Genomic DNA, 13,770 nt, shown 5'->3' on the forward strand with positions numbered 1-13,770 from the left:
CTTTTAAGCACAAGCTGCCTGCTGATTTAAATGGTAAAGCACTTGGCTGTCGGCCTTATGCGTAAACAAGGTCGACTTTTCTGGAAAGTACTTGCCTGCTTTGGCTGCAGCAAAGATGTCTTCAATTTGGGGAGCGCGACAGATAGCAGTTACAACATGAGCTTCATCACTCGGCTCAACTTTATTTTTAGACCTGAGATCCTCAAACGCTGGCAGTGCCTGCAGTGCTCTACGCAACTGGGTCTGAATAAAATAAGAATCGCGTGTCGCGCGTTGAAGAGCAAAACATAAAGCAGCTTTCCCCAACCAAATAGTATAATCGGCCTCAGTCTCCAAGGATTCACAGATATCAAAATCGCGAAGGTGCTGTTTGAATATAGTAACATCTACAGCTTGCGTATAAGATGCCTGCACCGCGAAACTCGTTATCACCGCATCTTGCTGTGGGACTAACCATGCCATCATCCGAGATTGAGGCGCATGACGTTGGCTTGCTGCAAACATCCTGTGATGTCCATCTGCAATTAGCCATTGCTGGTGCATTGAGATCTGCTGCCTGAATTCTTGTAGCACGTAAGGGCTTTCAACAGCATAGAGGCGATGAGTACACTCACCGCAATCACTGTGCCACTGCGCAGTTTCAACACATTCCGCTTGCCATCGCACCTTGTCCAAATTAAGTTTTCCGACCAAAAGACACGGGGGTAACAGCAACTTCTCGAGCTGAACACGCTTTTTCAGCGCCATAGCATGGGTAACCGAAACCGACTCGTGAGGCAGAATCGCTTGCTCAGGTAACACTGAAACGTCAAGCTCGGCCAAAATGCCTGTAACCAAAATACCACCTTGCTCCACTTGGTAAAGATGAAGTGGCCCATCCGTTATTGTGATCATAAAATAAACCTTGCACCATTTTAGATACAATATAACATACCATAAGTTGAGTAACATCAAGTTTACATGACAATTTATACCGACTTGTTTAGTGTGGTTATTGCTTTGCCTCAATAATCAGAAAAAAATTCAGTAAGTTTGCTTTAACTTACTGAGCTTTTTGCATCACAGATGTGGTGACAACGAGAGCTGATAATCATCAAAGTGTACTTCAGCCTGTTTTTGATGTTGAACCGTAACGCTAGGGGAAGCGATAAGAACTTGACCCTCAGAAGATAAGCTGTAAATCTCGGTCACTATTTTCACTTGGTTTTCTTGTTCAATGGCTGAGGTGAAGCGAATTTACGCACCAATAGCTGGCTATTGGAAGTGAATTCAACGCAGTTAGCGCTAAAACTGGCTGCTAGAAAGGCATTGACTATCCGAAGCTCAGGTTAGCTACAAACATCCACCGCCAGTGCTACTTTCTCAATGCCATGTCCGGGCAACCAGCGTTTGTATTCAACAAAACCGTATTTTGGTAGAGTGTAATAGCGGGCGCGTTTGCCGTTGCAGCTTCTACAATCACCTTTTCGACATCAAGCTCCGACATCGCAAAACGTAGGAGTTCACCCGCAATCCCTTTACGAAAATAACTGGGATCAACGGTCAGGCTATCTATTTCTAGCGTTTTCTCAAAAATGACAATTTCAATGACTGCGGCAAGATTTTGATTTTAAAAAGTGACTCGTCGCACCACATATATCTTCTATCGCTCGAGATAAAGGCGGAAAATAACTCGCCTCAATTAACTCTGCTTCTACTTTGTATGAGCGTTGAAATACATTGAAAATCTCTACCCCCATCGACGCATCGCGATTGTTTAATTTTTGGATCATATATTCCGCTTCCCAAACGTTCCCATAATTGTACCAGCTGGTAATCAAAAAAGTACCAATCTATTAGTCAAAACACAACGCAACCAGTTGAAAGATTTCCAAGTTTCATGGAAATGCGATATAAATGGACCAGGGTCATTGCTTTTATTAATACCAAGGAGGTGCCCTATGTCGTTGGCTAAACACACACTCGATTTATCACTCACGGATAAAGTGTGGTTCAAATATGTGACTCTAAAAAACAAAAATGAATTGAACGATAAGTCGCGGGTGTCACTCAAATCTATCGCTGCGCTGGGCATGCTTTCTGGTGGCGCTGAGTTTTTATTTGCATTACTCGTCTTCGCCTTGGCTATCACTGCGTCCTTTATTGATGGTGATTACCCACGCTATATTGCTTTTCCTGCTTGTTTAATCGCATTTTTAATTATCTTTTTCACTAAAAGAGTCATGCTGTACAAAAAATTTGGCTTTGGCTCTCAATGGGTGATGGACGTGTCGAAAAACCAATTAACCATTTCGCCCAAAGCGATAAAAACAAAGGTAACTGGTACGCAAAAAATTGCTAGAGAAGACATTACTGAAATCACTTTTCATTACTTACTATTAAAAGACCGAAAAGGCGGAAGAATAAAAACCACGGCCAATTTATGCTTTGCCGAAATCTTATTAAAAGATGGTACAAAAGTAGAACTCAATGGCACCCGGATCGGTTTTTTTGACTTACTCTACTTGCTTATATTCTTTGACTATCCCTTAGTTTATCGAAATACGTCTGCAGGCGGCAGCTCTGATATTGCTATCATTTTACTGAGACTACTCTCACTTTCTGCCATTGCCGCCGGTCTCGCTAAGCTTGCGCTGAATTAAAAAAGTTTGCGCTTATTCTCGTGTAAATTGTGTAATAAGCGCTTCTCCTTTATCGCCATTAATTTTCTCAATAGCCTCAAGCATTTCAATGATCCGTTGACGGTCAAACGGATTAGTAATGGTATTACGCACATCGTCGATGATGGCCTCTAAGTAATTAAATAAACTTTCCGTCGCTTGTTGATCCGCACTCGAGCGAAACAGTATATTTTTAAACGCTTCCAACACATTAACCATGACATAGCCATCGGTCTTTGCATAGTTTCTTATCGGAGTAAAATTATCATGCAGTAATTCATCAAAAGACGCTTCGTGAATATATAAAAGTGGCTCATTTTTAGCGTGTTTAAAGGAGTAGTTCACATCGCAAATATCCAAACGCTGGATAAGTAAAATACTCAGCATATCAATCGCCTTTACCGCAGTACCGGGGTCATTAATGCCTGGGCTCATGGCTTTGACTGCAATCTCCGAGATTTGTGTTAAGCCATAGCGATAATGGTCGCTGATGTACTCTTCAACATAAAAAATAAAACAGCTAAGTAACGCATCATGTAGCGCCTCATCTTCGCTAAGCTCCTTGTTGCACTTAAGAAACGGGTAGCCTTTAACGGTAAAAAACCCTTGTTTAACTGCAATATATATTTTTAAGTCATGTTGCTCACACAACGCACACAGTTTGTCACTGTGTACCCCCTTAAAATACCCCTCTTCTGTGCTGGGTAGGTTATGCCAACTTGAGAAGTCAGGAAAGTTATCAAAAGGCTGCTCTTGCTGTTTGATGATAATATTCTTCATCTCATTTTTGGTATTGTTGAACAGGTCATTTAGCACATTATCAACCTGTATGGCACGGGAGATTGAATGGATAAAAAACACAAAAAAACCTAATGAGATCAATCCAAACACTAGCGAAAATAAAACCCCTAACGCCGGGATCCCAGTTTCACCATTGCCCACGCCACGAATATTTATCAGCATAATGATGGCATAAATGATACTGCCGAGATAAAACCCCAATACCAGCTGATGCGACTTTCTGGTGATAAGGCCCGGCAGTACTCTAGGTGATAACCCTGCGCTGGCATTATTCAGCACAATCATCACCATTGAAAAACTAAATACCGTCAATGAGATGATACTCCCCACGAGCGTGCTTAAAATGGTTCGTGCGTTCTCTTCACTGTCGACCAGTACAATCGCTATAAGCTCTTTAAAGTTGCTGATAGGAGCTGCATATTCAAGTGCCGTGGTTATGAGCGCAAAAATAAAAAATGCAACTGCAAGTAAAGAGGGATAGAAACCGATACTGCTTATCAGTTCGCGATAATTTTCGGCCAACTTGCGAGGTGTGAACATAGCTATCCTTACACTTTTAGGATCTGGTTATATAGCCTAGCAAGACTTGAGCAATAGAGTAAGTAAAACTACAAGAGTTTTGAGAGGTTAGCTTTGAAGGGTTAGCAGAACTAACCCTAAAACTTGCCCGCGGCTATGCAATAATCAAGAAGCCAACAAAGGCAATTGCAGCCGCAATCAACGCGTAAGGTAGCTGAGTGATGGCGTGACTGACTAAGTTACAATCTGAGCCTTGGGCTGCCAATACCGTAGAATCCGAGTAGAAACACGCCTGACTACCAAATGATGATGCCGACAACAACGCGCCTATGACCAGAGGAATATTAGCATCAACAGCAACGGCCAAAGGCATCACGATAGGAATAGTCACGGCGAAGATCCCCCAACTAGAGCCAGTTGCAAAGGCCAAAATAGCCATAGATAAAAATACCATCGCAGGCAGTAAACCAGCTGTCATATAAGGACTCAGTGCATTTATTACATATTGTGGCAATAGCAGTTGATCGCACACATCCTTAAAGATAAATGCGGCGATTACCGTTCCTATCGCAGGTAGCATGCATTTGAAACCATTGATCATTTGCTCAAGCATGTCTGCAAGCGGCATCAACCTTTGCACCATATAAAATGGAATAGTCACTGCCAAAGTCGCTAACAAACCTTTCCATACATCAATATCAAAGTACACCGTAAACGCCACCAGCAAACCAATAGGCACCAAAAAGTTAACCAGTTTGCCTTGAGTGTCGGCTTGTTCGAACTCTTGCTCAATGGCTTTTGCAGCATAGTGATCCGGTGTATGTACTTCTTCCAAATCTATCTGCTCAAGCGCGGGTTGTCCTTGTTTAGCTGCAAGCTCTGCTTTTTTCATTGGGCCAAACAGAGGTACAATACCAAATATCACCAGTGGTACCATAATTACGGCCACCCAAGCATACAGCATGTAAGGAATGGCCTGAATATACGTACTGATCCCCTGTCCTTCTCCCGCGACACCGTTATCGACCAACAAGCCACCAAAGAACACCGCCCAAGTCGAAAGCGGTACTAAAACACAGATAGGTGCAGCGGTTGAATCCACTACATAAGCAAGCATTTCCCTAGAAATCTTAAACTTATCGGTAACGCGACGCATCGTCTCACCAACCGTCAGCGCATTGAGGTAGTCATCAATAAAAATGATCACACCTAAAAAATAAGTCATAAGCAAAGACGACTTTGGCCCTTTTGCCATTTTCAGTGCATTGCGGCCAAATGCTAAAGCACCGCCGGTGTGCACTAGCAGCGCTATCAAGGCACCAAACGTACCACATACCAGAATAAGCCAGCCGATGGTTTCATCGCCCATCACTTTTAGCGAAGCATCAGCAAAATTTGCCAATACGGTGGCTGGGTCTAACAATGCGAGTCCTACAAGCGCCCCCAAAACAAGGGACAAGATAGGACGACGTAAGATAATTGCAAGCGTCAATACGACGACTGGGGGAATGATGCTAATTGCACTTGGCTCAGCCATGCGAATTTCCCAAATCAAAGGAATTTGAGCAGCGGAAAAAAGGGACGCAAAGTCGGCTATAAACAGCGGTTGATGCAGTCTTATCCGTTTCCCAAATTCAGAACAAAAGGTTAAAATCACAGGCACTTAATGCATGTGAGGATCTGCCTAATATTGGGTTGACGAGTTGACTGTATGGCCCTCATTGAAACATCGCGGAGAAAGTATACAGAATTTGACTTTGCGTCAATTTATTTTTTGTCTAATGCTAGTTTTGCCATGTGCTTATTTACTTGCTCTATCTCTTCAGCGGTCAATTCGGCGTAGCGTCTAGGATAAGACCACCCGTACCCCCAACGAAATGGCGTAGGTAAATAAGGGAGCCCACCAAGTCGCACACCCGCTAACATCAAGGTTGCCACTTCTTCTTGACCTACCGAAGCAACACATTTTTGCAAGGCAATGTCGGCATTTTCGCGGTCTATAGCGGTACCACCTTTCCAGTAGGCAAGGTCGTGCGCCGTGCAACAGCTCAACCACAGTTCATTTTGCGCCAAAGTACCATCAGGAAATGCACTACAGCCATCGCTTGTGAATGGCTTTAATTCATCGGCACTGCCGTGACTAGATGCAAACAGCAGCGAGAATATAATTACTCTTTTTTTAATCATCGTAAATTACCGTATGGCTACTTTCATGACTTCCAAGCTTAGCTGGCGCACCTTACACTTTCATTTCCATCAGCTGCGCATCTTCACCATAACTTTTGCATACCTTTATTGGCTTTGAGACAAAGCCTAGTTTCAACCAAAACCCGACGCTATTTTGCACAGCCACGAGCCGAATGCGACAGTACCCCATTTGGGTCGCCAACTCAACTAAGCGTTTAATCATCAAGGCACCTATTCCCTGCCCAGATACGGCTTGTGAAACAACTAGGTCGTGTAGAAACAACGACGAACTAGACGGTTGTTCAGGAAGTAATATAAACAAACTCGGCGGCTTTTCATCGTACCAAGGGTGCGCCAGTAAATAGGCAATCACGGCTCGATGTTGTTTAAAAACAAAACAACTCATTGGCGAGCGCATCCATTTACTTTTTAGGATATCCACAGTTTCCGGCGCAACATCATGATACGCCTGGTTTTGAAGCGTTAGGATCTCAGGCCACGACGCATCTTCGATAGCATAATAAGTCATAATTTACTCACATACGACGCTTAGGTTAACTTCACCCTATGCGCCACCATTTTGGCCTTTTTGAAATATAAGAATGAGATTTGGGTTCTAGGGCTTTACGACTATTGCCATCAAAAACGCCGAGCACTAATGCAATGACAGGTACGTCATCTATTGCGCCTAATGTGCTGCCACACTCAGGGCAAAATGCACGCGATGAATAATCCGATGAACGCCACACCTTAGGCGCACCGCCAGGTCCATCCCAGCTTACCTCTTCACTTGCGAACTCTACCCAAGCGACAGTTAACGCACCACTGTGCCGTTGGCACATGTTACAGGAGCAGGTATGGGGGTTATGAGGGACGCCAATCGCGGTAAAACGGATATGCCCACATAAACCCCCTCCAACAAAATTGACAGCCATCCTTGCGTTTCCTTAGTATTTCGCCATTATCCTAGATTAAGTACGATAGTAAATTACCGTGCCTATTAAAGTTCCAAGTGAAACATAAAACTGAACACTAAACCACTGAATTTATAAAGAATTAGATAATTCCCACTTAGTTACGCACTGTTACCATCAAAGTTATCGTGGGGCTCGCCCGCAAGTTCATACTTCAATACTCCAAGCTCCTGATAATAATGCATGATATCAATAAAAGATTCATATTCTCTTTGCGGTGAAACCGTCAACGCAAAGCACCCATCATCAAATTGCTCGCTCTCCACGCCAGATAGAGTAAGCTCTTGAAGTAGCTCTATGTTTTTGGCATTTTCCAACTCGTTTGTAAAGCAGACCCGCAAAGAGTGGTACTCACTTCGAGCCACTATATCGATTGCGTCTAAAGAACCTTCGGTATCTGGTGCAACCAAAACGTGGTCGTCATAGTTAACACCAAAAGCAAAAAGCGGTGCACCTTTTATCTGATAAATATTATCGCCTACTGCCGTCGCAACAATAAATTCTTCAGCACATCCTAGGGGATGGTTTTTAAAAGTAAACCGTACTTTGTCAGTAACTACATCATTCATATGGATACAAACCGCCTTTACATGGACTGATCTCGCTTTATCTAACCGACCGTAAGTCCAACAAATAAAAGTTACCCACAATTACAAGGTGTTACTTGTATATGGGCTTAGATTGCCAACATGATGCAGTAGCAAAACTGAAGAGAAAATTAAGCAATGATCTTAAAGAAGAGTGATGGCTGTTCAAGTTCAGAGCGAAGCTAGCGCAATAACCCCTAGCGTTTACCCCAAAGCACATCAATTTCTTTACCGTCTTTAACAAACTCTAGCTTCACCGTCACTTTGGTACCATTTTGTGACTGAGGAAAAATGCGTGTACATTGCAATACATAGTGGGCGAAAAAGCGGTTATAGAATCCATGTTCGCCCATATCATCAAAAAGATTAAATGCTTTTTCAAGCACAGAATAATTCCCTTCTTGGTGATAAGCGAGATTAAGTTGCGCAAAGCCATCGCATAGGTTTTTAATGTCCTGCAAAATCCGCGGATGCAACTCGACTATTCCTGCTAGGGTTTGGAATTTGCTCGCACCTAGCCTGCGCCAATCCCGCTCTTTACATGCAAGTTTTCGACATCCCTTTGCTTTGAGATATTGATATGTCGCCAGAGCCACTTCGTTATGAGAGTTAAGTTGCGAATTTAACAATGCCTCAAAAATCGCATCATATAATTTCACTCGATTTTCTATAGTTGCCCGCTCAGGAAGTATTTTATGATTAATGGGTAATGCAGCGGCAAGCGAGGTGGACAGTCTTCGACTATCAAACTGACCTAATAAAGGCAGTAACTGAACAAACGCGTCATGGTCAAGATGTAAGGACTTAACGATTCGCACATTATCGGCATCTTTGAGTATCTCGCTCAATCGGTGTTTTGTATCCTCATATTCAAACTCTGGGATCATACCCCATACCGATAAATCATCGACCAAGTGGTCCAGCTCGTTATTGGTCACACTCGCCTCTTGCTGTTCATGTACGAGCGTCAGACCCAACGTAAACTCGCGTAGCTTAGGCGGCGTTGATGTTGAAAAGGCCGCCATCTGTGCATCAAAGCTGAGATAGTAATGACATTTATCGCCATTAATATCATCTTGATAACCACGCATTCCAAGCGTAGCAAGTTGCACTCTATTTAGCTTGTCTCTCGTTTCAATGGTTTTAAATGAATAGCTGTTACGGCTCATGGCCGACCAAGCACCAAAGCCTAAATTGAACCCATAGGCTTGCTTGATTTCAGTACTGGTTTGAAAGAAGAAGCGTTCTATCTCGATTTCATCTTGGTAACTAGGCTGAGTGATAGTACCAACCCGCCCAAATAGCGCATCAAGATGCACCTGCTCTAGGCCTTTGGTAGTTAACCTCGCCTCAAGCAGCGATTGATGACTGGATAAACGCGTATATTCAAACTGAACACTTAGCTCGGCTTTTAGCTTTGCAGCTGTTTCAATATTTGCTAACACCGTTTTTTTAATGGTCAGCAGCTCGCTTTGAAGTCGTTCTAAACTGTCCGTTAGTGGATCAAGCTGTAAGCGATCTTTTAATCTTAAGATCAGGTCGTTTTGCGCTTCATCGGGTGATTCTGTTGCGACGAGTGAGAGGATTTCTTCAACCTTATCCAGAGGTGCGTTGAATACCCCTGTCAAAATACTCGAATAAGCTTGCTTAAATCCGGTTTGGTCGGCAAATTTGGCGTTCACTCCCCCAGTGATTGTTAAAGCGGTATTCGACAATGTTGATTTTTTAATTGCGAGGAAAGTATGGTGTGGTTTATCCAAGCGTTTAGAAAAGACAACACGAAAGCCACCACGGATCTCGATATTAAGGTCCACATTCAAAGCCGAATCAAGGTTAATATCAAGTAATTCTCCTTGATCCAACCAACAGCTAAACATATCGAGATTTTGCGCGATTATATCTGACCACCTAAAATTGGCGCTCACCGTTAACGCCCCTGCCGTTTCCATCATTAATGCATTGTTAGATGCAAGTGACTTAACATCTTCAACATCGAAAATAACCGGCATAGTTGCAAGGTCGCGGCCTAAGGCAAGACCCACAGCTTCATGTGGTTGATGGCAAAGGTAGGCTGCTAGTTTACATTGTGCCTGCCCATCTGTCTTGATACCAAGCAGCTCCGCTTTGGAGGCACCGGTGAGATCAAAGTCAATGTGTGTGCTGTATTTTATCCAACATGCCTCGTCACTATAGGCAAGTGTTGTGGTAGGTTCGAGATCTGCATTAACCTCTTTTTGCTCACCAATAATACCGTCTTCATCTATGGCAGTGCTCGCGTTGATAAGCTCTACCTTAGTGTCACCAGTAACACTTGCGGTTATACCCTCCAATGCAAAGCTATGGCTTTCTGCTATTTCCCCGCGCCAAGGTAACAAATCACCATGATAGTCTTTAAGTGGTGTGAGGGTAGTCTCGACAAGCGTATGTAAGCCCGTCATAATCAGTTCAATCGTCATCGAATTTCCTTTTCATCTGAAGTGGAATTATCTAACCTAAGCTCCGATTAACTATAGCTGTAATTTAACCCTGAGAGGATAATTTTAGACCAATAATCCCAATCACTATCAGCAGTAAACTGAGTAGCTTAAGTGATGACAACGGCTCTTTAAAATAGACAAAGCCAACAATAATCGACCCTAGCATACCAATGCCAACCCAGACGGAATAAGCAACGCTAAGCGGTAAAGTTCGTAGTGCAACACTGAGAAAGTAGAAACTTGCAGCCATCGCCACTAAAGTAATAATTGAGGGAACAGGCTTCGTAAAACCGTTGGTAAATTTCAAACCAATAGCCCAAACGACTTCCAATAAACCTGCAAAAACAAGTAGCAACCAGCTCATGACAACTCCAAAATGGGGTCGTCCCCGCCAGTAAAAGAAAGCTCTGGAGGTCGTCCACCAGAGCAAGAAAAAATTAGCACGCCCGTGAAGCTAATTCAAGCTTCACGGCAGACAAATTAAGAATCAATTAAGACTCAATCAAGATTGTAAAAGAACTAATATAACCTAAAAAATCGCAGTTAGCCGTGACAGACAACACCTTCCAACCATCTTGCTCTATCTGCTCAATCTCTTGGTTGAGTGAGTTAACGTCTGGTCGTGGCCAAAAAAAATGCTTTTTCTTATTAAATATTACAACTCTTCTCATGCACCTCTCCATGCGCAATTATCAAACTGGCTAAGCATACAGGACAAAAAAAGGTACAAAGGTAAATAATGGCTGCGATTATATGATGATTTATTACTGTTTTAGTGTGGGTAAGACTGCTACAAGTTTTATTATTCATCATGTCCAGCTAAAAAGACGTAACACCAAAGGCTGCAAATCAAATCAATACATTACTCACATGTACCCTTTGTGGTATTACTTCACATGTTGGCGTACAAAGCTATCAAGCGCCGCAACCGACTTAATCACATAGAGTGCTTTGGTTTGCGCGCTTTGCTCTAACTGCGATAAGAATGCTTCATTCCAAAATTGCGGGCAGCGCCTTAACGTTTTAATACTGGCAATCGTCCCTTTAAACACTGAGCTACCATCTGGCCAGCCTTCAGGCTTGGTAACTATGCTTTTTAAAAGACGTTTTATCACAAACCAATAACTCACTCGATATGGTAAGTCGATGTAGACTAAGGTATCTGCTGCATCTAAGCGCTGTTTAAACGCATCTAACGGACCAAAGCCGTCAATGATCCACGCATCAGTATTCAATATGTTTTGATGTGCTTTATCAAAAGCGGCTCTGTCAACAAACTCGCCATTTGCTTTGTAGAGCATCGAGTCTAATTGATATAACGGGATGTGTATTGCCGCGGCCAGTCTTTTACTCACCGTAGACTTGCCGCTTCCCGGTTTACCAAAAACTGCTACTTTCTTCATGTAACCTCCTTGCTGTGGCCCCACAAGGCAGATACAAAAAACCCACCTTACTTTGGTGGGTTCATTAAAAAATCACACAAAACCACCACTCCTAAGGAATGGTAATAATTGGTGTTCTTGTGAGAAATAGTTCTATATTCATAACGATACTTTCACGTAATGCTCGGTTATTGTCAAGCACACGCGAGGCCAGATGAGTGAATTGAGAAACAGCATCACTTTGTGGGCTGGCGAGTCACTAACTTTGGCATCGCTACTGTCTACTCAACAGTAAGTTGCCGCCAGATAGCGCCAATAATGAAGCACATGCACGATTAAAACGTTTAACCAGTTTAGGTTTACTAAACCACTGCCTTAGATACAGCCCAATAACAGCGTACATAGCAATAGCCACCACCTCCAGAACGAGAAAAGTAGCCCCCAATAGTGAAAATTGCTCTGTCACATTTTTTGCAACATCGACAAACTGAGGGAGAAAAGCGGTAAATATCAAAATTGCTTTTGGATTACCCGCAGCAAGGGCGAACTCTTGTTTCATCAGTCCGATAATGCTCAGATTGCGGACATCATCTGAAACTGGACTAACGTCTGAGCGCCATAAATTATAAGCAATCCATAATAAATAGAGCGCGCCACAAGTTTTAATGGCTAGAAACAATATTTCCGACGTATACAGCACAACTGCAAGGCCTGACGCGGCAAGCGCTATCATCACACAAAATGCGGCGAGCCTTCCAAGTCCTGCAAGTAGAGCTATACGAAAACCATAACGACGAGCATTATTTAGCGCTAAAAGATTATTTGGCCCTGGTGCCATATTCAAGGCAAAGCACGCTGGGATAAATAAAAGTAGTGTCCAGATTTCCATTGTCTTTCCTTTAAAAAATATTGGCTCAGCGATTAAATTCTGACTTTAATAACCCAAAGCACGTTAGGTCGTGAAATTGTTCTTTCCAGTATCCACTTTGTCGTCTAACCCCCTCAGCTTTAAAACCTAGCTTTTCTAGCACAGCCTCTGATGCATGATTCCCAACCACCGTATCTCCTTGAATTCGATTCAGTGCGCCACATCCCAGTAAACCACCAAACGCAGCGGTGATAATTTGGTGTAATGCTTCAGTGGTATAACCCTTTCCCCAAAATTTCGGCATCAAATCATAACCGATAACTGCATTTTTCATCGCCGGGTTCCATGAGTTAAAGCCACACGTACCTATAAGCTGCTCGGTGCCTTTTAATCGGATAGCCCAACGGATCCCAACACCGCTAACAAATCGAGAATGAAAGAAATCTATGAGTTTTTCAGCTTGTAACCGCTCACTGAACGCCTCTAAATCGTAGTATTTCACTACCTCTCGGTTTGAAAATATTTCAAAAATAGCATTACTGTCGCTTGTGGATAGTGCTGTAAGCTTCAAGCGTGGTGTTTCAAATTCTGGAAATTGCATATTGCTCCTTAACATTCAAAGCGCAACACAGAGACAACTTCAAACCGCGATAAATAGTATGGTGAAGGTTCTTTATACTGCGCGAAATAGCACTTTGACTGCATCTAAAAAATGGCCGGATTGCGGCTGTTTAGTATTAAAACTTCTACCACCATCGTCTTCGACCACAATACTGTAATTACCTGACTCAAGTTCAGCGGTATACCACTGCATAAACTCAGAGAACGACTTAGCAATCACAAACTTTTCGTCTTCATCACGACCAAAGTTTATCACTTGTCCAACTGTGCCATTTTCGGCCGGATCAAAATCTAAACCAAGGTAGTTGCCTGCCCAATCATGGGCAAACGGTACCCACTTTTTATTGGCATAAACTTCTTTGATAAACCCAAGAACGTGAGAGGTTGAAAACATGCTCAGCTCTTTCATTCCCTCTTCACCTTGTGAATCGATGATTTCAGCCCACGAACACCATTCTTCATAAACTCTGTTCAAAGGTAAAAAATTGAGTCCGTAAAATAAACCAGTATTGATTTCATCTTTTTGGCCGTCATGTTCGAGATACATCGCTTTCAATCGCTCAGGCAGTTCAACACCGAGCTTATTCTCTAGGCTTTCTATTTCACTCGCTGTCGCTGGCTGATTAAGATCACAAAAAAGCTCAGGCAATGTCGCCTGTACCCATTCCATCAAGTTCATTTTAATTACTTCCTT

The 13,770-nt window shown here is 42.9% G+C and carries 15 protein-coding genes and 1 pseudogene; 1 reads left to right on the forward strand and 15 read right to left on the reverse strand.

All coding sequences use genetic code 11. The features are described 5' to 3' along the window. Window positions 1–3 precede the first annotated feature (3 nt). Together A587_RS0100615 and A587_RS23770 are read right to left on the reverse strand one after the other, a co-directional pair. Window positions 4–894, reverse strand: coding sequence for a DUF1015 family protein (locus A587_RS0100615; protein WP_017216026.1), 891 nt, complete (start codon window positions 892–894; stop codon window positions 4–6). Window positions 895–1,328: 434 nt separating this feature from the next. Then, window positions 1,329–1,772 (reverse strand): annotated as a pseudogene (locus tag A587_RS23770) (GNAT family N-acetyltransferase). Window positions 1,773–1,940: 168 nt separating this feature from the next. Between A587_RS23770 and A587_RS0100630 the strand changes: the two are divergent. Further along, window positions 1,941–2,642: a hypothetical protein gene (locus A587_RS0100630; protein ID WP_017216028.1), complete on the forward strand. Its 702-nt coding sequence runs from the start codon at window positions 1,941–1,943 to the stop codon at window positions 2,640–2,642. Window positions 2,643–2,654: 12 nt separating this feature from the next. On the opposite strand, the gene A587_RS0100635 is transcribed toward A587_RS0100630, so the two are convergent. The 13 genes from A587_RS0100635 to A587_RS0100695 form a co-directional block, all read right to left on the reverse strand. Further along, complete coding sequence (locus A587_RS0100635) at window positions 2,655–4,001, reverse strand: DUF2254 domain-containing protein (RefSeq protein ID WP_017216029.1); 1,347 nt, start codon at window positions 3,999–4,001, stop codon at window positions 2,655–2,657. A 133-nt stretch (window positions 4,002–4,134) separates the two neighbouring features. Beyond that, window positions 4,135–5,517 (reverse strand): Na+/H+ antiporter NhaC family protein, encoded by a 1,383-nt coding sequence (locus A587_RS0100640; protein ID WP_017216030.1) that lies wholly within the window; start codon window positions 5,515–5,517, stop codon window positions 4,135–4,137. 230 nt (window positions 5,518–5,747) lie between these two features. Continuing rightward, complete coding sequence (locus A587_RS0100645) at window positions 5,748–6,167, reverse strand: hypothetical protein (protein ID WP_017216031.1); 420 nt, start codon at window positions 6,165–6,167, stop codon at window positions 5,748–5,750. Between the two features lie 52 nt (window positions 6,168–6,219). Next, a complete protein-coding gene (locus A587_RS0100650; RefSeq protein ID WP_017216032.1) occupies window positions 6,220–6,696 on the reverse strand; it encodes a GNAT family N-acetyltransferase in 477 nt (158 codons plus the stop codon). A 31-nt stretch (window positions 6,697–6,727) separates the two neighbouring features. Further along, a complete protein-coding gene (locus tag A587_RS0100655) occupies window positions 6,728–7,102 on the reverse strand; it encodes a GFA family protein (RefSeq protein ID WP_017216033.1) in 375 nt (124 codons plus the stop codon). 140 nt (window positions 7,103–7,242) lie between these two features. Continuing rightward, window positions 7,243–7,710, reverse strand: coding sequence for a DUF4265 domain-containing protein (locus tag A587_RS0100660; RefSeq protein ID WP_017216034.1), 468 nt, complete (start codon window positions 7,708–7,710; stop codon window positions 7,243–7,245). 215 nt (window positions 7,711–7,925) lie between these two features. Continuing rightward, the gene (locus A587_RS0100665; protein WP_017216035.1) at window positions 7,926–10,184 is read right to left on the reverse strand and encodes a hypothetical protein; all 2,259 of its coding nucleotides are present in this window, start codon (window positions 10,182–10,184) and stop codon (window positions 7,926–7,928) included. 64 nt (window positions 10,185–10,248) lie between these two features. Beyond that, window positions 10,249–10,569, reverse strand: a complete 321-nt coding sequence (locus tag A587_RS0100670) for a DMT family transporter (RefSeq protein ID WP_017216036.1) — start codon at window positions 10,567–10,569, stop codon at window positions 10,249–10,251. Window positions 10,570–10,696: 127 nt separating this feature from the next. Further along, entirely contained in the window at window positions 10,697–10,876 is a 180-nt protein-coding gene (locus tag A587_RS0100675; RefSeq protein ID WP_017216037.1) for a hypothetical protein, read from the reverse strand. A 216-nt stretch (window positions 10,877–11,092) separates the two neighbouring features. After that, window positions 11,093–11,608 carry an adenylate kinase gene (locus tag A587_RS0100680; RefSeq protein WP_017216038.1) on the reverse strand — a complete coding sequence of 172 codons (516 nt, stop codon included), beginning with the start codon at window positions 11,606–11,608 and terminating at the stop codon, window positions 11,093–11,095. A 253-nt stretch (window positions 11,609–11,861) separates the two neighbouring features. Continuing rightward, window positions 11,862–12,476 (reverse strand): LysE family translocator, encoded by a 615-nt coding sequence (locus A587_RS0100685; RefSeq protein WP_017216039.1) that lies wholly within the window; start codon window positions 12,474–12,476, stop codon window positions 11,862–11,864. A 25-nt stretch (window positions 12,477–12,501) separates the two neighbouring features. Then, window positions 12,502–13,056 carry a GNAT family N-acetyltransferase gene (locus A587_RS0100690; RefSeq protein ID WP_017216040.1) on the reverse strand — a complete coding sequence of 185 codons (555 nt, stop codon included), beginning with the start codon at window positions 13,054–13,056 and terminating at the stop codon, window positions 12,502–12,504. A gap of 72 nt (window positions 13,057–13,128) precedes the next feature. Further along, the gene (locus tag A587_RS0100695; protein ID WP_017216041.1) at window positions 13,129–13,755 is read right to left on the reverse strand and encodes an SMI1/KNR4 family protein; all 627 of its coding nucleotides are present in this window, start codon (window positions 13,753–13,755) and stop codon (window positions 13,129–13,131) included. Between the last annotated feature and the right edge of the window lie 15 nt (window positions 13,756–13,770).

It is taken from the genome of Pseudoalteromonas sp. NJ631, from assembly GCF_000276645.1.
Taxonomy (GTDB): Bacteria; Pseudomonadota; Gammaproteobacteria; order Enterobacterales; family Alteromonadaceae; genus Pseudoalteromonas; species Pseudoalteromonas piscicida.